Source organism: Pseudomonas sp. NPDC087358, assembly GCF_044900785.1.
Lineage (GTDB): Bacteria > Pseudomonadota > Gammaproteobacteria > Pseudomonadales > Pseudomonadaceae > Aquipseudomonas.
This window is the reverse complement of record NZ_JBJDOA010000005.1, coordinates 149,135-171,047: the sequence shown is the minus strand read 5'-3', so window position 1 is coordinate 171,047 and position 21,913 is coordinate 149,135. Positions and strand designations below refer to the sequence as shown.

Annotated in this window: 14 protein-coding genes; 8 read left to right on the top strand and 6 right to left on the bottom strand. The window is 61.9% G+C overall.

Going from position 1 to position 21,913, the window contains the following annotated elements; all coding sequences use genetic code 11:
* Window positions 1-91 precede the first annotated feature (91 nt).
* Window positions 92-280, bottom strand: coding sequence for a hypothetical protein (locus ACI2KS_RS13625; protein ID WP_404621001.1), 189 nt, complete (start codon window positions 278-280; stop codon window positions 92-94).
* Window positions 281-489: 209 nt separating this feature from the next.
* Between ACI2KS_RS13625 and ACI2KS_RS13620 the strand changes: the two genes are divergently transcribed.
* Window positions 490-2,307, top strand: coding sequence for a monovalent cation:proton antiporter-2 (CPA2) family protein (locus ACI2KS_RS13620; protein ID WP_404620999.1), 1,818 nt, complete (start codon window positions 490-492; stop codon window positions 2,305-2,307).
* On the opposite strand, the gene ACI2KS_RS13615 is transcribed toward ACI2KS_RS13620, so the two are convergent.
* Window positions 2,308-3,183 carry a LysR family transcriptional regulator gene (locus ACI2KS_RS13615; RefSeq protein ID WP_404620997.1) on the bottom strand — a complete coding sequence of 292 codons (876 nt, stop codon included), beginning with the start codon at window positions 3,181-3,183 and terminating at the stop codon, window positions 2,308-2,310.
* A gap of 238 nt (window positions 3,184-3,421) precedes the next feature.
* Between ACI2KS_RS13615 and ACI2KS_RS13610 the strand changes: the two genes are divergently transcribed.
* Window positions 3,422-4,951 (top strand): MFS transporter, encoded by a 1,530-nt coding sequence (locus ACI2KS_RS13610; protein ID WP_404620995.1) that lies wholly within the window; start codon window positions 3,422-3,424, stop codon window positions 4,949-4,951.
* On the opposite strand, the gene ACI2KS_RS13605 is transcribed toward ACI2KS_RS13610, so the two are convergent.
* Window positions 4,952-7,846 carry an EAL domain-containing protein gene (locus tag ACI2KS_RS13605; protein WP_404620993.1) on the bottom strand — a complete coding sequence of 965 codons (2,895 nt, stop codon included), beginning with the start codon at window positions 7,844-7,846 and terminating at the stop codon, window positions 4,952-4,954.
* A 296-nt stretch (window positions 7,847-8,142) separates the two neighbouring features.
* Here ACI2KS_RS13605 and ACI2KS_RS13600 point away from each other — a divergent pair, with 296 nt between their 5' ends.
* The 4 genes from ACI2KS_RS13600 to ACI2KS_RS13585 all read left to right on the top strand — a co-directional run bounded on the left by ACI2KS_RS13600 (window position 8,143) and on the right by ACI2KS_RS13585 (window position 13,475).
* Complete coding sequence (locus ACI2KS_RS13600; protein WP_404620991.1) at window positions 8,143-9,207, top strand: NAD(P)-dependent alcohol dehydrogenase; 1,065 nt, start codon at window positions 8,143-8,145, stop codon at window positions 9,205-9,207.
* Window positions 9,208-9,567: 360 nt separating this feature from the next.
* Window positions 9,568-10,230, top strand: coding sequence for a 2Fe-2S iron-sulfur cluster-binding protein (locus ACI2KS_RS13595; protein ID WP_404620989.1), 663 nt, complete (start codon window positions 9,568-9,570; stop codon window positions 10,228-10,230).
* Window positions 10,230-11,225 (top strand): FAD binding domain-containing protein, encoded by a 996-nt coding sequence (locus ACI2KS_RS13590; protein WP_404620987.1) that lies wholly within the window; start codon window positions 10,230-10,232, stop codon window positions 11,223-11,225. The genes ACI2KS_RS13595 and ACI2KS_RS13590 overlap by 1 nt, the downstream gene beginning before the upstream one ends.
* A gap of 15 nt (window positions 11,226-11,240) precedes the next feature.
* Window positions 11,241-13,475: a xanthine dehydrogenase family protein molybdopterin-binding subunit gene (locus ACI2KS_RS13585; RefSeq protein WP_404620985.1), complete on the top strand. Its 2,235-nt coding sequence runs from the start codon at window positions 11,241-11,243 to the stop codon at window positions 13,473-13,475.
* 556 nt (window positions 13,476-14,031) lie between these two features.
* Here the strand turns inward: ACI2KS_RS13585 and ACI2KS_RS13580 are convergent.
* A complete protein-coding gene (locus ACI2KS_RS13580; protein WP_404620983.1) occupies window positions 14,032-16,041 on the bottom strand; it encodes a diguanylate cyclase in 2,010 nt (669 codons plus the stop codon).
* A gap of 159 nt (window positions 16,042-16,200) precedes the next feature.
* Complete coding sequence (gene rlmKL, locus ACI2KS_RS13575; protein WP_404620981.1) at window positions 16,201-18,471, bottom strand: bifunctional 23S rRNA (guanine(2069)-N(7))-methyltransferase RlmK/23S rRNA (guanine(2445)-N(2))-methyltransferase RlmL; 2,271 nt, start codon at window positions 18,469-18,471, stop codon at window positions 16,201-16,203.
* 574 nt (window positions 18,472-19,045) lie between these two features.
* Here rlmKL and rmf point away from each other — a divergent pair.
* Window positions 19,046-19,261: a ribosome modulation factor gene (rmf, locus tag ACI2KS_RS13570; RefSeq protein WP_404620979.1), complete on the top strand. Its 216-nt coding sequence runs from the start codon at window positions 19,046-19,048 to the stop codon at window positions 19,259-19,261.
* 145 nt (window positions 19,262-19,406) lie between these two features.
* Here rmf and ACI2KS_RS13565 read toward each other — a convergent pair whose 3' ends face one another.
* Window positions 19,407-20,429 carry a quinone-dependent dihydroorotate dehydrogenase gene (locus tag ACI2KS_RS13565; protein WP_404620977.1) on the bottom strand — a complete coding sequence of 341 codons (1,023 nt, stop codon included), beginning with the start codon at window positions 20,427-20,429 and terminating at the stop codon, window positions 19,407-19,409.
* 272 nt (window positions 20,430-20,701) lie between these two features.
* Between ACI2KS_RS13565 and ACI2KS_RS13560 the strand changes: the two genes are divergently transcribed.
* Window positions 20,702-21,910 carry a CmpA/NrtA family ABC transporter substrate-binding protein gene (locus ACI2KS_RS13560; RefSeq protein WP_404620975.1) on the top strand — a complete coding sequence of 403 codons (1,209 nt, stop codon included), beginning with the start codon at window positions 20,702-20,704 and terminating at the stop codon, window positions 21,908-21,910.
* The last annotated feature ends 3 nt before the right edge of the window (window positions 21,911-21,913 follow it).

Sequence of the window (21,913 nt, the reverse complement as noted above, 5' to 3'; positions counted from 1 at the left end):
CACTGAAGCTCATGGCAGCATGGCTTACGGGCGTGTCGTCCTGGCAAGACCTACCGCCGGCAAGCCGGACTGCTGTGAGTCAGGGGAATGATCAGTGCTTGACCTTGCGGCGCATGAAGCCATTGAGCACCACCACAACGACCGCCACAGAGATCGCAATGTACTGGAAGGTCTTTTCGCTGAGCACGCCGATGCTCTGCAGGTGCGACAGGCCGAGCATGATGGCCAGCACGCTCAGGGCGATGATGATCGAGTAAATCAGACGCTGCTTATTGGTCATTACGAAATTCCTGGAAACGGGTCGAGAGCGTTGGCGCGGCGCAAACGCGCCCGCCATATTACGCCGTCGCGACGCCGCTGGCACGCCGCAGCACCCCGCTTGCCTGCGGCGAAGCGTCTCGGCCGCTGATCCGCGCCACTTCGACGTGGTTTAATACGCGCCATTCACATCTTGTAAACACTTTCCCTGGCGTTCGAAGGAGTCCCCCAATGCCCCATGAAGGCAGCCTGTTGCAGGCCGCAGTCGTGTTTCTTTTCGCCGCCGTTCTCACGGTTCCCCTGGCCAAGCGCCTGCAACTGGGGGCGGTGATCGGCTACCTGATTGCAGGCGTGATCATCGGTCCTTCCGTCCTGGGCCTGATCGGCAACCCGCAAAGCGTCGCGCATATCTCTGAGTTGGGCGTGGTCCTGCTTCTGTTCATCATCGGCCTTGAACTGTCGCCCAAACGGCTGTGGGTCATGCGCAAATCGGTGTTCGGCGTCGGGCTGGCGCAGGTGTTGCTCACCGGCCTGGTCATCGGCACAGTGGCGCTGCTGGGTTTCGGTCAACCGCTCAACAGCGCCGTGGTGCTGGGTCTGGGCCTGGCGCTGTCGTCCACCGCCTTCGGCCTGCAAAGCCTGGCCGAACGCAAGGAACTGAATGCGCCCCATGGTCGCCTGGCATTCGCCATTCTGCTGTTCCAGGACATCGCGGCCATCCCGCTGATTGCCCTGGTGCCCATGCTCGCCGGTGGCGCTCACGACTCAAGCTCCAGCGAGTCCCTGCGTCATGGCCTGCAGGTGCTCGGCGGCATCGCGGTGGTGGTGGTCGGGGGTCGATATCTGCTGCGTCCGGTGTTCCGCATCGTCGCCAAGACCAAGCTGCAGGAGGTGTCCACCGCCACGGCGCTGCTGGTGGTCATCGGCACCGCGTGGCTGATGGATCTGGTGGGTGTATCCATGGCGCTGGGGGCATTTCTCGCCGGTCTGCTGCTCGCCGACTCAGAGTACCGACATGAACTGGAATCGCAGATCGAACCCTTCAAGGGGCTGCTGTTGGGGCTGTTTTTCATCAGTGTCGGCATGGGCGCCAATATCGGCCTGCTGTTCAGTTCGCCAGTCACGGTACTGGCCCTGACCCTGCTGCTGATCGGACTCAAGCTGCCGCTGCTGTTTGTCGTCGGGCGTCTGGCCGGCGGGCTGGGCAAACAGAGTGCGCTGCGCCTTGGCCTGGTGCTGGCGGCCGGTGGTGAATTTGCCTTCGTGGTGTTCAAGATCGGGCGCGATGAGGGCCTGTTCGATGCCAATCTGTACGACACGCTGGTGCTGACCATTACCCTGTCCATGGCCCTGACCCCGCTGCTGTTGCTGCTCATGGCGCGCTGGCTCAAACCCAAGCCGGTGGTCAAGGAGGTGCCCGAAGAGTACCGGGACATCGATTCCGATAATCCCCGCGTGGTGATTGCCGGCATGGGCCGTATGGGGCAGATCGTGGCGCGTATCCTGCGCGCGCAGAACATCCCGTTCATTGCTCTGGACACCTCGGTGGAAATGATCGAGTTCACCCGCAGCTTCGGCAACGTGCCAGTGTTCTACGGCGATCCGCTGCGCCCGGAAATCCTGCGTGCGGCCAAGGTCGACCAGGCTGAATATTTCGTTATCGCCACCGACGATCCGGACACCAACATCAAGACCGCCGAACTGGTGCGCAAGCTGTATCCGCACCTGAAGATCATTGCCCGGGCGCGTAACCGCCAGCACGTTCATCGCCTGATGGATCTGGATGCACAGGCCGTGCGCGAAACGTTTTACTCAAGCCTGGAAATGACCCGTCGCACGCTCATCGGTTTGGGATTAAGCGAAGCGCAGGCCGCAGCACGGATCAACCGTTTCAAGCGTCACGACGAACAGGTGCTCAATCGTCAACATGTGATCTACGACGACGCCGCCAAGGTCATGCAAAGCGCGCTGGAAGCCAGGACCGAACTGGCCGAACTGTTCGAATCCGACCGCATGGACGAGGAAGCGGAACAGGCCGCCAAAGGCTGATCATGCTTCACGCGACAGCTTCACATGCTCGATGAATCGCGTGACCGCCGGGGCCTTTTCGTAGCGCCGGTGGATCAGCGACAGGTAGGAGGTGGGCTGACAGTCGTCGATGCGCCGATACAGCACATTGGGCAGCTTGATGTGATCAACGACTGATTCGGGCACCACCGCCACGCCCTGCCCCAGGCTGACCAGGGCGATCACCGATACCAAACCGCCTGGCTGCGGGCCCAGAATCGGCGCGAAACCGCCCTGAGCGGCCACCTCCAGGGTTCCGGAGATCTGCTCGGGAAGGATAAAGGTCTCGTTCTGCAAATGCATGGCGTTGATCTGTTTGAGCTTGCACAGCCAGCAGCTGTCCGGCAGCGCCAGGGCAAAACCTTCGGTCAGCAGTTTCACCGCACTGAGCGACTCCGGCAGGCTCATGGGCGAGCGGATGAAACCGACGTCCAGGCGCCCTTCTTCGATCATCCGCGGCAAGCTCGGCATCAGGTATTCGGTGAGGGTGAAGTCGACATCGGCGTAACGATCGCGGAACTGACTCACTTGCTGTTGCAGCACCCCGGAAAAGACCGCCGAGGCCACATAACCCAGTTCGATTTTCCCCGCTTCGCCGCGGCCTGCGCGTTGCACGTTGTACTGCGCGGTCTCGAATTGTCGCACCGCCAGTTCGGCTTCGATCTGCAACGCCTTGCCGGCATCGGTGAGCCGTACCTCACGCTGCTCGCGGACGAACAATCGGGTCCCCAGAGCGTTTTCAAGGTCCTGGATCTGGCGGGTCAGGGTCGGCGGCGCAATCCCCAACTGCTCGGCCGCCCGGGTGAAATGCCGGTGTCTGGCAACGGCGAGAAAATAACGAAAATGACGAATTTCCATGGATCGTTACCTGACAGGTAATGAAAACGATTGGCGCAGGTAACAAAGCATAAGCCAGATCCGAATAGTCTGTGCATCTCTGCCTGCCCTTGTAGGGGTGAGCTTGCTCGCGATATCGCTTGGTCAACGAATAGGGGTATTGGTTGAGCCTACGCTATCGCGAGCAAGCTCACTCCTATCCGTGGAAGATAATTCAGCCGCGTCATTAGCCCAAACCTAACAGCCGTCGGAGCCAACCATGCCGTCACCCAGCCCTCGCATGACCTTGCTCACCGCCTCCGGCGTCTGCGCGCTGATCGTGCTCGACACCAACATCGTCGCCGTCACCCTGCCCAGCATCGCTCGTGATCTGGGGGCCGGGTTCGCCGACATCGAGTGGGTGGTCAGCGCCTACATGCTGGCCTTCGCCGCACTGCTGCTGCCCGCCGGCAGCCTGGCCGACCGCTTCGGTCGCAAGAAGATGCTGCTCACCGGCCTGGCGCTGTTCATCCTGGCGTCGGTGGGCTGCGGTGCGGCGCCAAACATTCTATTGCTGGACATCGCCCGGGCCGTCAAGGGGGTTGGCGCCGCACTGCTGTTGACCTCGGCACTGGCGACCATCGGCCATGTCTTCCACGATGAAACCGAAAGGGCCAAAGCCTGGGCGTTCTGGGGCGCGTGCATGGGTGTGGCAATGACCGCAGCGCCAACCGTTGGCGGCCTGATCGCGGAGCTGGCCGGCTGGCGCTGGATCTTCTACCTCAACCTGCCGGTGGGCCTGGCGCTGATGGGCCTGGTGGTGCGCAATATCGGTGAGTCGCGCAATGAGCAATCCGCGCGGCTGGACCCTTGGGGCAGCCTGTTTTTCAGCGCCAGTCTGCTGAGCCTGATCTGGGGCCTGATCGAAGCCAACCGCATTGGCTGGGACAGTCCGTTGACCTTCGCCCGGCTTTTCGGCGGGGCCGTATTGTTGGGGCTGTTCGTGCTTGCCGAGCGTCTGCAGAGTCGACCCATGATCGACCTGCAATTGTTCAGGCACCCACGTTTCATTGGTGCCCTGCTGGGCATGTTCGCCTATGCCGGGTGCGCTCAGGTGATGATGACCCTGCTGCCGTTTTACCTGCAGAACGGCCTGGGCTTCAGCGCGATCGATTCGGGGCTGGGTATGTTGCCGTTCGCCATCACCATGCTGCTGTGTCCGCGCCTGGGCCCCGGTTTGTCACGCCACCTCTCCCCGGCTGCGATGATGGCCTTGGGGCTGACCCTGGTCAGTGTCGGCAACCTGCTGTGTGCTTGGGCGACCTCCATCGGCGGCTATCGCGCCTTTGCTCTGGCCATGGCGGTGACCGGTGCGGGTGCTGGCCTGCTCAACGGCGACACGCAGAAAAACATCATGGCCTGCGTGCCCCGCGAGCGCACCGGCATGGCCTCGGGGATGAGCACCACCATGCGTTTCAGCGCGATCATGCTGGCGGTCGGTGTCTACGGCGCCTTGCTCGCCAGTCATACCCTGAACGCACTCGATCAAAGCCTGCAAAGCGCAGCGCCCGACTGGCTCGACCAGGCGCAATACATGGCCTCCCGAGTAGTCGCTGGCGACATGAGCGCAGCATTGCACCTGCTCGATGACAGCGCTCGCGCAACCGTCCAGCCGCTGGCACAGCAGGCGTTCGTTACAGGTTTTGGCTGGGTGTTGTGGGTGGCCGGTTGCGTGGGTCTGTTTGCCGCGCTGCTGGTCGGCACGCTGATGCGCAAACCCATCCCGACCCTGCAAATGAAGGTTGCCTGATCAATCGGTGCACACCAACGCACTCAAATCCAGTTTGTCCTGCGGCACCGGTACCGAGAAGTAATAACCCTGCGCCTGACCCGCGCCCATCTCCCGTAGCAGTTGCAGGGTTGCCGCATCTTCGACGCCTTCAGCCACCACCGTCAGGCTCAGGGATTCGGCCATGCGCACGATTGCCCGGACGATGGCGCGGCTGCGCGAGCTGGTGGTCAGTTCGAGCGTGAACGACTTGTCGATCTTCAGACCGCTGAAATGATACTGGTGCACGTAACTGAGCGACGAGAACCCCGCGCCGAAGTCATCCAGCACCACCGACACGCCGTTGTCGGCCAGATGCTTCATGGCCTGGCGCGCAAGCTCCGGTTCAGCCACCAGGGCGCCTTCAGTCAGCTCCAGACAGATTCTGGACGGCGCCAGCCCATGCTGGCTGAGCAAAGCCAGCACCTCGGCAGAGAATTCCGGCCGGCTGATGCTGTAGCTCGAACAATTCACATGCACGGTCGGCCAGTGCGCATGGCTAGGTTGCGCGAGCATGCTCACCACCTGTTGCAGCATGTAGAAGTCCAGCCTGCCGATCAGCCGCAGACCTTCAAGCGCTGGCAGGAAATGCCCCGGTGCGATCACCCGGCCGTCGGCCTGACGCCAGCGAATCAGCGCTTCGAGCGCGAGAATCTTGCCGCTGGCCACATCGATGATCGGCTGGAAATACGGCAACAGTTCGTCGGTGCGTTTGAGCGCGTTGCGCAGCGCGCTTTCCTGCTCCATCTGATCGGACACCTCGCGGCGCACTTCCTGGCTGAATACCGCGTAACTGTCGCGCCCGGCGTTCTTGACCCGGTACATCGCCGTGTCGGCGTCACGCAGCAGGTCCGCAGGCTCCTTGTGAAACTGCAAATCGGCGCCGACCACACCAATGCTGCAGGAGGAAAACACCGCATGACCGTCGATATAGAACGGCACGTCGAAGGCCAGCAGAATGCGCTCGGCGATCGCCACGGTCATGTCCGGCGGCGCGGCATAGGCCAGCACCGCGAATTCATCGCCCCCCAGACGCGCCAGCAGGTCACTTTCGCGCATGCAACTGCGCAGGCGATCGGCTGCCTGAATCAACAGCAGATCGCCTGAATGATGGCCCAGGCTGTCGTTGACCATCTTGAAACGGTCCAGATCGATGAACATCACCACCAGCTCCTGACCGTGGTCGCAAAACTGCTCCCAGGCGACCTGCAGGCGCTGCTGCAGATGACTGCGGTTGGGCAGCCCGGTCAGGGCGTCGTGGGCATTTTCATGCTGCAGCTTGGCGTTGGCGTAATCGAGCTCGCGGGTGCGATCCTGAACCCGCGCTTCCAGGCGCAGGTTGGCGCTATGGATGGCCTCGGCGGCACTGCGTCGCGACAACGCGGTATCGATGTGGCGGGAGACGAACGTCAGCAGTTCCTGATCGCGCAGCGAATAGCTGACGTGTGATGAATAGCTCTGCACCGCCAGCACGCCGCGGACCACGTCACCGTCGAACAGTGGAATGCCCAGCCAGGAACAGGAGCGGTTGATGTCGTTCTGGATCGTGATGTCGCCGGTACCTTCCAGGCGCCTGGCCTCGGCGCTGTCGATCAGGCACGGGCGACGCTGGCGGATCACGTACTCGGTGAACCCGCGCTCACCGCGCCGCGGATCCGGGCGCCGGGTCAGGCGCTCGTCCACGTAATAGGGAAAGGTCACCTCGCCGGTGGCATCGTCGAACAACGCGATGTAGAAGTTCAGCGCGAACAACAGCTCGCCGACAATGCCGTGCAGGCTCTTGAACAGATCCGCCATGTCGCCCGGCTGGCTGGACAGTTCGGTGATCTGGAACAGCGCGCTCTGCAGGTGCTCGGCCCGCTCGCGGTCGGCAACTTCGCTTCGCAGCGCATCGTTCAGGCGCGACAGCTCGAGGGTCCGCCGGGCCACGGTTTCTTCCAGGTGCACACGGTGCAGAATCCGGTCCAGGGCCATTGCCACATGGCGCGCCACGACCAGAAACAGCTCCTGATCCTCGACGCTGTAGACCCGCGACACGTCATACACCTGCATGGCCAGCATGCCGAACACGTCATCGGAAGCATTCTTCAGTGGCGCGCCCATCCAGAACTCGGGCCGGTGGCCAACGCAGTAGAAACGCTCCAGCGCCTGGGCCCGCTCGATGCCTGCGGCGTCGACGAACATCGGCTGCTCGGTGGTCAGCACATAACCGGTCATGGACAGCCGTTGCGGGTCGAGGAACTCGTAGGTCTCGGCCTCCAGGGCATCTACGTCGGTTATGTCGATGTAATAGGGGTAGGTGATCTTGCCGCTGTGGCTCTCGAACAGCGCCAGGTAGAAGTTTTCCGCATCGATCAAGGTCGACAGCTGCTGGTGCACGCCATGCAGGAAGGTGGAGCGATCACGGGTAGAGCTGGCAAGGTAGGTGATTTCGTACAGAACCCGCTGCGTCGCCTGGGCGCGGGTCAGGGCGTCGGTCTGCAGACGCAGCCCGAGCCGGCTGGCCAGGGTGACCAGAAACGGATTGCCCGACTCCCGCTCGGGGGTCAGCAGCCAACCCAGCGCCGATTCGCCTTGACCTGTGACCCAGCGCTGCAGGCCATGGTCGCGGCAGAACGCATCGAAGCCTTCGCGGGCGATGTGTCTGGGCCACTCGGTGGAGGCATCGCCCTGCCCCAGCAGATGCATATGCTGGTTGGCTCGATAGGCGGCCCAGCTCAGACCGGGCGCGGCGAGCCTGGCCGCCCGCAGCAGGGTTTCAAGCGAGCTTTCGTCGATGTTCAAAGACTCCAGGCCCGTCCCGTCGTCATCGTGTTGCGACGCCTGTTCGTCGACAAGTGACTGACGCTGGTCAGGGTTAGAAACATGAGAATTCATAGGCGCTCCATTGCCAGCGTGGGACTGGGCTATCTTCATGGGGTCTGACAGATGGTTGCAAGCGCCATATTCGTTTTTGCTGCCTATTAACGACGGAAAATCGGGTTTTCACGACATTTCACGTGACTGCCCCCGGTTTATCGGCAGACTGGCACTCAAATGTAAGACTTTCCGCGCACGCTGATCGAATCGAGCGTTACCGCCTGGCTACGCAAAAGCGTATTGACCTTCTAGCGCCCACGCCTGTCTCTGAATGCTCACCGTAGCTTTTTTGCCCAACTGGAGATGATCGCACCATGATCAAGACTTACAGCTATGCCGCGCAAAAATCCACCGACAAACTGGCGCCGTTCCCGATCGAGCGCCGCGATCCGGGCGCCGACGACGTGCAGATCGACATTCTGTTCTGTGGCGTGTGTCACTCGGACCTGCACACCGCGCGCAACGAATGGAACAACACCCTGTACCCCTCGGTACCCGGCCATGAAATCGTCGGCAAAGTCACTGCCGTCGGCGCCAACGTGACCCACTTCAAGGTCGGCGATCTGGCTGGCGTCGGCTGCATGGTCGACAGCTGTCAGCACTGTGCATCCTGCGCCGAGGGCGATGAGCAATACTGCGAAAACGGTTTCACCGGCACCTACAACGGGCCGGTGTTTGGCGGCGAAAACACGTTCGGGGGTTACTCCGACAAGATCGTGGTCAAAGAGAAGTTCGTGCTCAAGATCTCCCACAGCGACAATCTGGCGGCTGTCGCGCCGTTGCTGTGCGCCGGCATCACCACCTACTCGCCGCTGCATCACTGGAAAGTCGGCCCCGGCAAGAAAGTCGGCGTGGTCGGCCTTGGCGGCCTGGGGCACATGGCGGTGAAGATCGCCCACGCCATGGGTGCCCACGTGGTGCTGTTCACCACTTCGCCGAACAAGCGTGAAGACGGTCTGCGCCTGGGCGCCGATGAAGTCATCGTTTCGAAAAATCCGGACGAGATGGCCACGCAGGCCAACAAACTGGACTTCATCCTCAACACCGTCGCCGCGCCCCACGACCTGGATGCGTTCCTCAACCTGCTCAAGCGCGACGGCACCATGACCCTGGTCGGGGCACCGGACCATCCGCATCCCTCGCCATCGGTGTTCAACCTGATCTTCAAGCGCCGCAGTCTCGCAGGTTCCTTGATCGGGGGTATCAAGGAGACCCAGGAAATGCTCGATTTCTGTGCCCGACACGGCATCGTTTCGGACATTGAAATGATCCACATGAAAGACATCAACGAGGCCTATGAGCGCATGCTCAAGGGCGATGTGAAATACCGTTTCGTCATCGACATGGCCACGTTGAAAGAGCAGGCGTCGGCGGCGTAATCAATAACAGCGACCGGGCTGATCGGCTGCACGCCGATCGACCCAGCGCTTGGTAACAATCTGTGTGCCCGGCGCCGCAGAATTTGCGCAACCATTGCCCCGACCGCAGGTCACACCCTTTGCGGCGGCGCTGTGCAGCTCGCGCAATCCCTCACCGCCCACAAGACACCTGCGCTGACTGCGACGGGTGCGTCGCGGATTCGAGAGAAAGATTCAATAGCCTATGTACTTATTCAAATGAATGCTCACGCCGCGCATTGATTATCGTTGTCGGCTTGACCCTTCTACTGCCGTACATGCTTGCGCGCCCGCCCACCGTCGGTTGCCAGGCTTGACTCAATGCTGACGAGGAACCTGTCCATGACCGATCAGCCTGATAAGACCCAAGCGCAATCCGACCTCACGGCCTTCACCGTGCCCTCGCGTCGAAACTTCCTTAAATCCATTGGCGTTTCCAGCCTCGCTGCGGCCACCGCGCCGATCTGGACCCAGGCCCTGGAAGCCCAGGCCGCCGTGCCTGACGACACCGACCCACCGGCCAAAGACGAGCGGCGCATGACCCTCAAGGTCAACGGCCAGGCCCATACGCTGAACCTTCCCGCCAATGCCGCACTGCTGGATGTGCTGCGCGATCGGCTGCAACTGACCGGCACCAAGAAAGGCTGCGACCACGGCCAGTGCGGCGCCTGCACCGTGCACGTCAATGGCAGCTCGATCAATTCGTGTCTGTCGCTGGCGGCGATGCACGAGGGCGATGAGATCACCACCATCGAAGGCCTGGCCAAGGACGGCAAACTGCACCCGGTGCAGGAAGCGTTCTGGGAACACGACGCCTATCAGTGCGGCTACTGCACCAGCGGTCAGATCATGAGTGCTGTGGCCATGCTCCAGGACAAGCACATCGGCAGCGACGACCACAGCGTGCGTGAAGCCATGAGCGGCAATATCTGCCGCTGCGGCGCCTACAAGAACATTCTCACCGCGATTCAGTCGGCGCGAATCAAGTTGCAGGAGGTGACCTGATGAGAGCCCTGGATTACGTGCGCCCCGGCAGCATCGAGCAGGCGGTCAGCACCCACTCGAAGAGCCCCTCGGCGTTTTACCTGGCGGGCGGCACCACGCTGCTGGACCTGGTCAAGCTCGACGTGATGCCGGCCGACCAGGTGATCGACGTCAATCACCTGGCCCTCAAGCAGGTCGAGGTGCAGAAAGACGGCAGCGTGCGCATCGGTGCGCTGGTGACCAATACCGAGCTGGCCCATCACGATTACATCGTCGAGCATTACCCGGTGCTGTCACAGGCGTTGTTGTCCGGCGCCACCACGCAGCTGCGCAACAAGGCCACCACCGCCGGCAACGTCATGCAGCGCGTGCGTTGCAATTATTTTCGCGACGGCTACTCAGCGTGCAACAAGCGCGAACCGGGCTCCGGTTGCGCCGCCATCGACGGCCATAACCGCAGCGTGCACGCGGTGCTGGGTACCAGTGAGCAGTGCATCGCCACCCACCCCTCGGACATGTGCGTGGCGATGGCAGCCATCGGCGCCAGGGTCGAGGTCCAGGGCGCAGGCCAGGGTGCAGCGGGCAAGCGCAGCATCGATTTTCTCGATTTCCACCTGCTGCCAGGCGCCACCCCGTGGAAGGAACACGCCCTCAAGGACGATGAGCTGATCACCCACGTCGTGCTGGATGCGCCATTGGCCGGGAGCAAATCGGGTTACCTGAAACTGCGTGACCGGGCCTCCTACCAGTTCGCGCTGGCCTCAAGCGCAGTGATTGTGCAGATGGACGGCGACACCGTGCGCGAAGTTCGTATCGCCATGGGCGGCGTCGGCACCAAGCCCTGGCGGGCGCTGGAAGCCGAGCGCGCGCTCAAGGGCGCAACGCTGACCCCTCAGAACATGGACAAGGCCGCCGCCCTCGCAATGCAGGGCGCCCGACCCTACAGCCACAACGCCTACAAGATTGCCCTCGGGCAACAGGCGATCGTGCGCAACCTTGCGACCCTGCAGGCCTGACCGGAGGACATGTAAATGACAGACTCAAGCATGATCGGCGCAGCGCCCCGCCGGATCGACGGCCGACGCAAGGTCACAGGTGCCGCGATGTACGCCTCTGACCATCACCTGCAAAACATGGCTTACGGTTATGGGGTGTTCAGCACCGTGGCCAGCGGCAAGATCACCGCCCTGGAACTGGACGCTGCGCGCAAATCCCCGGGTGTGCTGGAAATCTTCCACCACGACAACTTCCCCCAGCTTTATCACAACTCCGCGTTGCCAATGTCCTTCGCGCAGATCCTCAAGGCCGCCAAGTCCGACGAAAGCCGTTTGCCGTTCGAGGACGACACGATTTATTACGCCGGCCAGTTCGTCGCACTGGTGGTGGCCGACACCTTCGAACACGCACGCGCCGCGGCCTACAAAATCAAGGTCAGCTACAGCAAGAGCGCCGCGGTGGCCAATCTGGAACAAGGCCTGCAAGCCGGCAAACCGCAGGACGGCAGCCCCAACCACAGCCGCGGCGATGCCGGCGCGGCCTTCGACAGTGCCGGGCACAGCATCGATGCGACATACACCACGCCGGTGGAAACCCACAACCCGATGGAGATGCACGCCACGGTCGCCAGTTGGGAAGACGGCCGCTTGATCGTCTATGAAGCCACTCAGGGTGTGGTCGCCCATCGCAACTCACTGGCGAAGATCTTTGGCCTGATCCCGGAGAAGGTCGAAGTTCGCGCCCCCTTCATCGGCTCCGGGTTCGGTAGCAAACTGTGGATCTGGCCACATTCGGTGGCTGCCTGCGGCGCCGCCAAGGTCCTCGATCGGCCGGTGCAACTGGTGGTCCCGCGCCAGCAGATGTTCACCACTACCGGCCATCGTCCGGAAACCCGGCAACGCATGCGCCTGGCCACCGATGACAAGGGCAAGCTGGTGTCGGTACGGCATGAGTCGATCAACACCACCTCGTTCACCGACCCCTACAAGGAAAACTGCGGCACTTCGACCAAGAGCCTCTACAGCTGCGCCAATGTGCTGGTGACGCACAAGACCATCGAGGTCAACCGAGGGACGCCGACCTCCATGCGCGCCCCGGGCGCAGCGCCCGGGCTGTTCGCGCTGGAGTCAGCCATGGACGAGATGGCCGACAGGATCGGCATGGACCCGCTCGCGTTCCGCAAGCTCAATGTCTCCGAGCGGGACGAAAGCCAGAACCTGCCGTGGTCCAGCAATCATTTGCAGGAGTGTATCGACCAGGCCGCTGAACGCTTCGGCTGGAGCAAGCGCAACCCCAAGCCGGGCTCGATGAAGGACGGCAACGAAATCATCGGTTATGGCATGGCCGCCTGTAACTGGGATGCCTACCGCACCCCTGCCGAAGCCCAGGTCTCGTTGCGCGCCGATGGCAGCGCCTATGCGATCTGCGGCGTGCAGGACATCGGCACCGGGACCTACACCATCGTCGCGCAGGTGGTCAGCAGCATCACCGGCATCCCCTTGGACAAGGTCGAGGTGGAGCTGGGTAATTCCTCGTTCCCGCCGGCACCGGTCTCGGGTGGTTCCTGGGCCACGGCCAGCGTATTGCCGGCCATCGCCGAGGCCACGCGCCAGGCGATCGAGCAACTCAAGGCCTTCTCCACCGCGCCCAAGGGCGTGTTTGCCGGAACCAAGGCCGACCAGGTCAGCTTCGAACAAGGTCGACTGAAAAGCGGTGAAAAATCATTCGCTATCGCCGAGGTGCTCAAGGCCCAGAAACAGTCCAGCGCCTTCGGTGAAGCAAAAACCGGGATGAACGACACCAGCAAGCATTCGTTTCGCTCCTTCGGCGTGCATTTTGTCGAGGTGCGTTGGGATCCCGGCATTTCGCGCCTGAGGGTGGCGCGGGTGGTCAGCGCCATCGATGTTGGCAAGGTGATCAACCACAAGACCTCGCTCAATCAGGTCGAGGGGGCGATTGTCATGGGCGTTGGCATGGCGTTGTTCGAAGCCACCGATTTCGATGAACGCAACGGCATGCCGGTCAACAACAACTACGCCGAGTACGTGGTGCCGGTGCATGCCGACCAGCCGGAGATCGACGTGATCCTGCTGGACTACCCCGACTATGAACTCAACGAGTTCGGCGCCCGGGGCATTGGTGAAATCGGCATCACCGGGCTGGCGGCGGCGGTGGCCAACGCGGTGTCCCACGCCACCGGCAAACGGATCCGCGACTTGCCGATTACCCTCGACAAACTCATGGAACTGCCGCCGACCATGAGTGCTTGAGGGCCATGGCGCGTCCGTTGTAGCAGTCCGGCTGGCCGGCGGTAGCGATCTCCAGAACGCCACCGCCGGCCAGCCGGACTGCTACAACGGTGCTTGTGCGTTCAGCCGATCATGCGGAGCGGGCCCACCGCATTGGCTGCCTTGGTAGCCTCGGACGTCTCTGGCAGGTTGTCCAGCGGGACTGGAATCTGCTTCTGGCCGCAGGCCGTGGGAGATTCTATGGTTTCAAACAAGCTCCTCAAGCAGCTTCGGACTATTGCGCCGCCTGCTTTTGATTCTGGCCGAAGGCCGTGGGAGCGGGCTTGCCTCTGGGCCGCATCCGGACGAGCTGCCGGGCACCGGCAGTAGAATCAGACGGCTCGGTAGGTCAGGCGCATAGCGTTCACAGGGTTTGCTGGCGCCTCGCGCCAGATCGTCGGCAAGCCGGACTCCCACGCCCTCCGGGCAGAGGCAACGACATCTGTCGCCGCATGCTTTGATTCTGGCCGCAGGCCGTGGGAGCCGGCTTGCTGGCGAGTGCGCTGGTGCATGGGACATCCCTGCCTCTGCGTCAATGCTAGACCAACTCCGGCTCGATCCGGTCGCGGCCAGCCAGTTTGGCGGCATAGACCCCGGAGTCTGCCCGCAACAGCAACGCATCGGCGCCCTCGCCCTTGCGCCAGCTGGCGATGCCGAAACTGGCGGTCACTCGCCCTACTCCATCGATCGGCCCGGCGCGCAGGGCCGCCCAGAGTTCGGTCGCCAGGCCATGGGCCTGAGCGCCATTGGTGTCCGGACACAGCACCATGAACTCTTCCCCGCCCAGACGGCAGAACACATCGCTGCGGCGCAAACGATGGCAGAGGCGCTCGCAGATCGCCTGCAGCACATGATCACCGACGGCGTGTCCCAACCGATCGTTGATGCCTTTGAAATGGTCGATGTCGAGCATCACCACCGCAAAGATGCCGCCCTGGCGTTCGACACGCAACAGCTCGGCCTGCAAGCGCTCCTGAAAATAGCGGCGGTTGTAGACCCCGGTCAGCGCGTCAGTCACCGACATGGTGCGCAGCTCTTCTTCGACGCGCTTGCGTTCGGTGATGTCCAGACACACCGCCAGATAGCCAATCCACTGGTCATGCTCATCGAGTACCGGGCTGACCTGCATGTTGACCCTCAGATGGCTGCCATCGCGCCGCACGAACGTCCAGTCGTGGGTCTGATGACCATGTTCCTCCATCGCTTCGACCAGCATCGCTTCAGCGGTCTTGATCGAGCGTCCGTAGCGTTGGGTCAGCTCACAGACGTGCTCGGCAAGCTCGTCAGGCACATGCAACTGGCGCAGGGTCAGCGTTGCGCAGACCTGAGCGCTGCTGTAGCCGAGCATCTTCTCCGCCCCGATATTGAAGGTGGTGATCAGCCCGTCGAGATCGGTGGCGATGATCGCCACCTGCGTCGCGGCGTTCAATACGTTGCGTAGCTGACCGTGGGCACTGCGCAACTGCTGCTCGCGCTGGCGCAGTTGCACGGTGCGTTGATCGACCAGGCGCAAGGCCCGCTGGCGTTGACTGATCAAGGCATAAAGCAAGGCACTGAGCATGAAACTGAGCAAGGCGCCGAGTATCACGACGCTGTCGGTGCTCGAGGGGTTGGCACCGATAAACGCAGCCGTAGGGCGAATCTCCAGCGAGTAACGGCGGTCAACGAACCCCAGCGACGTGATCATCTGCAGGTCACTGGACGTGGCGCTGGCGACGGATGCATAGAGCAGGTCGGGCTGCTGCGGCGCGGTCTGGTCATACAGACGCAGGGCCAGGTTGTCCTGATCCTGCTGTGGCAGCCCTTCGGCCATCAACTTGCGCAAGCTGATCACCGCCATCACATAACCCTCCAGCGTCCCCGGGTGACTGGCGCCCACCCGGTCACGGGACAGCACGGGAGCCACCAGCAATACGCCGTTGCGGTTCTCGGCCTCCAGGCCGACCAGGTCCATGCGCGGTGATGCAGCCATGGCCCCCGATTGCCGGGCACGCTGCAGCGTCAGGTGACGATTGGCTTCGGAGTCCACGTCAAAGCCGGTGGGCAAAGGCAGGGTGCTGCGGCTCTGGGTGTAGCGAACCGGAAAGTACGTGGCGCGATGATCGGCGGCAATCAGGTCGCCCGCTTCGTCCATTTCGCGCACGACATAACCACCCAGCCCGTCCGCTCGCGCCTGGCTTTCAAAGCGCTGGCGTTCGGCATCCGTCACCCTTGGCGCCCAGGAATAGGCCTGGGTCCAAATGAGCATCGGATTGGCAAAACCGTTGAATTCGTCTTGAGACACCTCGTCCGAATAGACGAAGAAACGCCGCAGGCTGTCCAGCCGCTGCAGCTGGCCATCGAGCCGTTCCTGAATACGACTGACACGTTCGTTGGCCAACAGCTCGAATCGCTGATGCAACTGACGCTGGTAGAGCTGTACGTTGGTCAGTGCCAACAAGGCAGTCAGCACCACGCCCGCGCAGAACACGAGTGTAGCCACCACCCATGAGGAGGTGTCTTCACTGATCAGGCCAAGGATCTTGGCACTTGCATGCTCTGACGACATACGCAGAACTCATGACGCCACCGTGTTGCGGCGACACGTGGCCAGAGCTCACTTATAGCTATTCGCCATTAGTTTGCCTAGTGCTATGTGTCGCTGTATTCATAACCGGCCCGAACACCCTGGAGCGGTGCCCGGTACCGGCTGCGACAGCTTGCTCGCTCAGCGCGCGGTGATCTTCCAGGCGCGGTGGATTTTGCCGTTACGGGCGAAATCCGGATCGATGGTCTGCTGAGTGATTTCCTCGACGGCATAGCGCTCGCAAAGGTTCTCCTCCAGCTGGAACTTGCGGAAGTTGTTGGAGAAATACAACACCCCGCCGCTGGCCAGGCGGGCCATGGCCAGATCGATCAGCTGCACCTGGTCGCGCTGCACGTCGAACACCCCTTCCATGCGCTTGGAGTTGGAGAAGGTCGGCGGATCAATGAAAATCAGGTCGTACTCGTCACGACTGGCCTCAAGCCAGGCCATCACATCACCCTGCTCCAGACGGTTCTTGTCGGAAAAGCCGTTGAGCGACAGGTTGCGTCGTGCCCAGTCCAGGTAGGTTTTCGACAGATCGACGCTGGTGGTGCTGCGCGCGCCGCCCTTGGCCGCGTGCACACTGGCGGTCGCGGTATAGGCGAACAGGTTGAGGAAACGCTTGCCCGCCGCTTCACGCTGAATGCGCATGCGCATTGGCCGGTGATCGAGGAACAGCCCGGTGTCCAAGTAGTCGGTGAGATTCACCAGCAGCTTGACGCCGCCTTCGTTGACCTCGTTGAACTTGCCTTGGGCGCTCTGGCGTTCGTACTGTTTGGTACCGCTCTGGCGCTCGCGGCGCTTGACCACGACGCGGCTCTTGTCGATGTTCAGTGCCTGGGGAATGGCCGCCAGGGCGTCGAACATGCGGATCGAAGCCTTTTCCGGATCAATGGACTTGGGCGCGACATACTCCTGGACGTGGACCCAGTCGTGATACAGGTCGATGGCCATGGCGTATTCGGGCATGTCGGCATCGTAGACACGGTAGCAGTCGATGCCTTCACGTTTGACCCACTTGCCCATCGCCTTGAGGTTCTTCTGCAGGCGGTTGGCGAACATCTGCCCGCCTTCACTCAAGCGCGGTTGCTCGACCACAGGCGCCGGTGCCGGCGTCGGCTTGATCGGGTTGCCGTTCTTGTTGAACTGACGTTCCTGCGGCTCGTCCGGGGTCTGATCGTAGGCAGCTTGCTCACGCTCGGCCTGACGCTGTTCCGGGGTACGGCGTTCGCCCGTGACGAACTGATCCGGCAACACCTTGATCAGCAGCAGTTTGCACGGCAAGGCACCGTTCCAGAAGGCGTACTGCTTGTGGCTGCGAATGCCCATGCGCTTGCCCAGGTCCGGTGCGCCGGTGAACACCGCCGCCTCCCAGTTCAGGCAAGCCTGACGCAGACGTTCGCCCAGGTTCTGATAGAGGTACAGCAAGCTCGCCTCGTCGCCCAGACGCTCGCCGTACGGCGGGTTGCAGATCACCAGGCCTTTCTGGTTCTGGTCCGGGCGCGGTTCGAACGTGGCGACTTCACCTTGGTAGATCTTGATCCACTCGGACAGACCGGCGCGCTCGACGTTGTTGCGGCCGGGCTGAATCAGGCGCGGATCGGCTTCATAACCACGAATCCACAACGGCGGCTTGGCAAGGCCTGCTTCGGCGCGGGCCAGGGCTTCGTCGTGCAGCTTGCGCCACAGGGCCGGGACGTGCCCCAGCCAGGCAGAAAAGCCCCAGCGCTCGCGCCTCAGATTGGGCGCGATGTCGGCGGCGATCATGGCCGCTTCCACCAGAAAGGTACCGACGCCGCACATCGGGTCAGCCAGCGCGCCACCCTCGGCGGCGATGCGCGGCCAGCCGGAGCGAATGAGGATCGCAGCCGCCAGGTTTTCCTTGAGCGGGGCTGCACCCTGCTGCAGGCGATAGCCACGCTGATGCAGGCTGTGCCCGGACAGGTCGAGGGAGAGAATGGCCTCGCCACGGTCCAGCCGCAGGTGCACGCGCAGATCGGGATTGAGTTTGTCGATGGATGGACGCGCGCCATCTGCCGTACGCAGCCGGTCGACGATGGCGTCCTTGACCTTCAAGGCGCCGAAATGGGTGTTGTCGATACCCGAGCCGTGGCCACTGAACTCGACGGCCAGGGTGCCTTCGGCTTGCAGGTGATCGGCCCATTCGATGTCGTGGACGCCGTGGTAAAGGTCTTCGGCGTCCTTCATCGGGAAGCGCTTGAGCACCAGTAGCACACGGTTGGCCAAGCGCGACCACAGACACAGCCGGTAGGCGGTTTCCATGTCGGCGGTGCCACGGATGGTCGAGGTGTGTTCGCGGGTTTCCTGGAGGCCAAGGGCAGTGGCTTCCTCAGCGAGCAGGCCTTCAAGGCCTTTGGGGCAGGTGAGGAAAAGTTCGTAACGGTCCGACATGAGGATTCCAGAGCCCTTGGGCTTTGAGCGGCAGGACAACGCATTGTCCGGCCCGATTCAAACAGACGTCTTTCGTGGAGAACGCCTGCGTGGCACACAAGTTGTGCCCATCCACCGCAACGATACATTTCGACTGCGGCAGTCTGTCAGGCAGGTTACGCCTGACATTTTGATATTAAAAAACCACTATTGAGCATGACAACGGCTGCAATAAAAAGTCACATCGCTGACCCTTCGTCGTTTTACCGCTGACTGCAATCGGCCAGCATTTGTACATGAGAAACACTATCAATATTCATGCAAAGCCACGGTACAGGCGGCTCGCGAAAAAAAGCCAGCGCCAAACGGGTTGCCGCTTATGGTCTTTATGCCTCAGGCATGACGTTCTTATGACAAAACGATCATTCACAGCGTCCCATCCATTGGTTAGAAATCAACACAGGTTGTCGCCGCAACGACGACAGCACCATGCCCGCGACGCCGGCAGCGGGCATTAAAAAGGCAGAAGCTTTTTGCCTGGCCTCAACCTGAGGCTTCCAGGGACATTACAGTCAACAAACGAGGGCAACACCCTATGAGAAGACTTAAGCGTGATCCGTCGGAAAGAGCATTTTTGCGCGGATATCAATACGGCGTAACTGGTAAATCCCGTGAGCTTTGCCCATTTACTCTACCGTCAGTGCGTCAAGCCTGGATCAATGGCTGGCGAGAAGGACGCGGCGACAACTGGGACGGTATGACTGGCACTGCGGGTATACACAGACTCAACGAACTTCACGCGGTCGGCTGACTCTCTTCAATCAAAGGTACATTTCGATTCATCGTTTCTTCGACAATCAGAATTGACTTCAAATAACCATGCACGCCCCATCCGGGCGGCGGGCTAAAGCCCAAGAGGGGTTCCTTGTCGGAACCCCTCTTTTTGTTTCAGCCGCTTAGCGGGGCATGGCCGCGATGGCGTCCACCGCCTCGCGAATCAACGCCGGGCCCTTATAGATGAAGCCAGAATAAATCTGCACCAGACTTGCACCTGCGGCGATCTTCTCGGCAGCGTGTCGGCCCTGGGTGATGCCACCGGCGGCAATGATCGGCAACTTGCCGGCCAGCTCGCCCGCCAGCACCTTGACGATATGGGTGCTCTGTTCACGCACTGGCGCGCCGGACAGGCCACCCGCTTCGTCGGCATGAGGCAAACCTTCGACGCCCTGGCGACTGAGGGTGGTGTTGGTCGCGATCACCGCATCCATGCCCGACTCCAGAAGTGCACTGGCCACCAGAACGGTTTCCTCGTCGCTCATGTCCGGCGCGATCTTGATCGCCAACGGTACATGCTTGCCGTGGGTCAGGGTCAGTGCCCGCTGACGTACGCTCAACGCTTCGAGCAACTGCTTGAGCGAATCGCCAAACTGCAGGCTGCGCAGCCCCGGCGTGTTCGGCGAGCTGACGTTGACCGTGATATAGCTGGCGTGGGCATACACCTTGTCCAGGCAGATCAGGTAGTCATCCACCGCGCGCTCGACCGGCGTATCGAAGTTCTTGCCGATGTTGATACCCAGCACGCCAGTGTATTTGGCTGCCTGCACACGGCTGAGCAGATGATCGACCCCCAGATTATTGAAACCCATCCGGTTGATGATGGCTTCGGCGTGGGGCAGGCGGAAGATACGCGGCTTGGGGTTGCCCGGCTGCGGACGCGGGGTCACCGTACCGATTTCAACGAAGCCGAAACCCAACTGAGCGAAACCGTCGATGGCCGCGCCGTTCTTGTCCAGGCCAGCGGCCAGGCCGACCGGATTGGGAAACTGCAAGCCCATGACGGTAACCGGCAGCCGCGCGGGCGCCTTGCTCAACATGCCATTGAGCCCCAGTCGACCGCCTGCGCCGATCAGGTCGATGGACAGATCGTGAGAGGTTTCCGGGGAGAGTTTGAACAGTAACTGGCGGGCCAGGTTATACATGGGCGGGCGCGGCTCGTTTGCGGCTTAAGTCAGCGGGCGATTATAGACGGGCGCGAGGGTGGAGCGCGAGGCATGTCGCGAACTTTACGCAGGCCTGCCCTGCCGCTGGCATATGGCTTGCTTGAGTGTGTGAATCGGACTCGATCCAACGGCGGATCGACTCTTCGGCAATGGCGTCGTTTTCGTCCAGGCTCAGCGCTTGTGCGTAACGGCGTTTTTTTATGGAAGATCGTCAGCGCCCGGGCGCTACGTCTTCAGGTGGAACCGAAACTATGAATGAGACCTTCAACACCTCCCTGGCCTGGGTCGATGGCAGCGACGCGCCGGAGCTGGGCACTGTCGATGTCGGCTTCATGGCCCTCACCGACAGCGCCTCGCTGATCGTCGCCGCCACTCAGGGCTTTGCCCAGCCCTATGGGCTGAACATCAACCTGCATCGCCAGCCATCCTGGGCCAACCTGCGCGACAAGCTGGTCAACGGCGAGCTGCATGCCGCCCACAGTCTGTATGGCCTGATTTACGCCGCGCAGTTGGGGATTGGCGGGCCGGCCACGGACATGGCGGTGCTCATGGGCCTGAACCAGAACGGTCAAAGCATCAATCTGTCACGCGACCTGCAAGTGGCCGGAGTGACCACTCCTGAGGCACTGGATCGGCGCACGCACCAAAGCGATACAAAACTGACCTTTGCCCAGACCTTTCCCACCGGCAATCACGCCATGTGGTTGTATTACTGGCTTGCCAGCCAGGGGATTCACCCGTTGCAAGACGTCGACAGCGTGGTGGTGCCGCCGCCGCAGATGGTCGAACACCTCAGGGCCGGACGCATCGACGGCTTTTGTGTCGGCGAACCCTGGGGCGCCAGCGCCGTGAGTCAGGACCTGGGCTTTACCCTGGCAACCACCCAGGCGATCTGGCCGGATCACCCGGAAAAGGTACTGGGCTGCAGCCTGGAGTTCGTTCGCCAGTATCCCAATACTGCGCGAGCGCTGGTCATGGCGGTGCTGGAGGCCAGCCGGTTCATCGAACAGAGCCAGGACAACCGCCGCAGCACCGCACAAATGCTCAGCGGCGAGGCGTACGTAAATGCGCCTGTCGAGGACATCCAGGCCCGTCTGCTGGGCGAGTATGTCGACGGTCTGGGCAATCACTGGCACGACCACCATGCGATCAGTTTTCACCGCAACGGCGAGGTCAACATGCCCTGGCTGTCCGATGGCATGTGGTTCATGACTCAGTTTCGTCGCTGGGGCCTGTTGCGTGATGACCCGGATTACCTCGCCGTGGCGCGCCAGGTACAGCAACTTGCGCTGTACCGCCAAGCGGCCCAAGCGCTGAATATCACCGTACCGGCCTCGCCCATGCGCAGCAGTCAGTTGATTGATGGAAAGGTCTGGGACGGCAGCGATCCGGTCGGCTATGCGCATGGCTTCAAATTGCATGCGCTGGCTGCGGCGGCGCCTGTCGTCGCTGATCGCTGAGGG

Bases quoted from the DNA above. Each gene is read 5' to 3' on its own strand.
- ACI2KS_RS13595 (WP_404620989.1), top strand. From the start codon at position 9,568: ATGACCGATCAGCCTGATAAGACCCAAGCGCAATCCGACCTCACGGCC.
- ACI2KS_RS13565 (WP_404620977.1), bottom strand. From the start codon at position 20,429: ATGTATAACCTGGCCCGCCAGTTACTGTTCAAACTCTCCCCGGAAACC.
- ACI2KS_RS13605 (WP_404620993.1), bottom strand. From the start codon at position 7,846: ATGAATTCTCATGTTTCTAACCCTGACCAGCGTCAGTCACTTGTCGAC.
- rlmKL (WP_404620981.1), bottom strand. From the start codon at position 18,471: ATGTCGGACCGTTACGAACTTTTCCTCACCTGCCCCAAAGGCCTTGAA.
- ACI2KS_RS13620 (WP_404620999.1), top strand. From the start codon at position 490: ATGCCCCATGAAGGCAGCCTGTTGCAGGCCGCAGTCGTGTTTCTTTTC.
- ACI2KS_RS13560 (WP_404620975.1), top strand. From the start codon at position 20,702: ATGAATGAGACCTTCAACACCTCCCTGGCCTGGGTCGATGGCAGCGAC.
- ACI2KS_RS13615 (WP_404620997.1), bottom strand. From the start codon at position 3,183: ATGGAAATTCGTCATTTTCGTTATTTTCTCGCCGTTGCCAGACACCGG.
- ACI2KS_RS13585 (WP_404620985.1), top strand. From the start codon at position 11,241: ATGACAGACTCAAGCATGATCGGCGCAGCGCCCCGCCGGATCGACGGC.
- ACI2KS_RS13610 (WP_404620995.1), top strand. From the start codon at position 3,422: ATGCCGTCACCCAGCCCTCGCATGACCTTGCTCACCGCCTCCGGCGTC.
- rmf (WP_404620979.1), top strand. From the start codon at position 19,046: ATGAGAAGACTTAAGCGTGATCCGTCGGAAAGAGCATTTTTGCGCGGA.
- ACI2KS_RS13590 (WP_404620987.1), top strand. From the start codon at position 10,230: ATGAGAGCCCTGGATTACGTGCGCCCCGGCAGCATCGAGCAGGCGGTC.
- ACI2KS_RS13600 (WP_404620991.1), top strand. From the start codon at position 8,143: ATGATCAAGACTTACAGCTATGCCGCGCAAAAATCCACCGACAAACTG.
- ACI2KS_RS13580 (WP_404620983.1), bottom strand. From the start codon at position 16,041: ATGTCGTCAGAGCATGCAAGTGCCAAGATCCTTGGCCTGATCAGTGAA.
- ACI2KS_RS13625 (WP_404621001.1), bottom strand. From the start codon at position 280: ATGACCAATAAGCAGCGTCTGATTTACTCGATCATCATCGCCCTGAGC.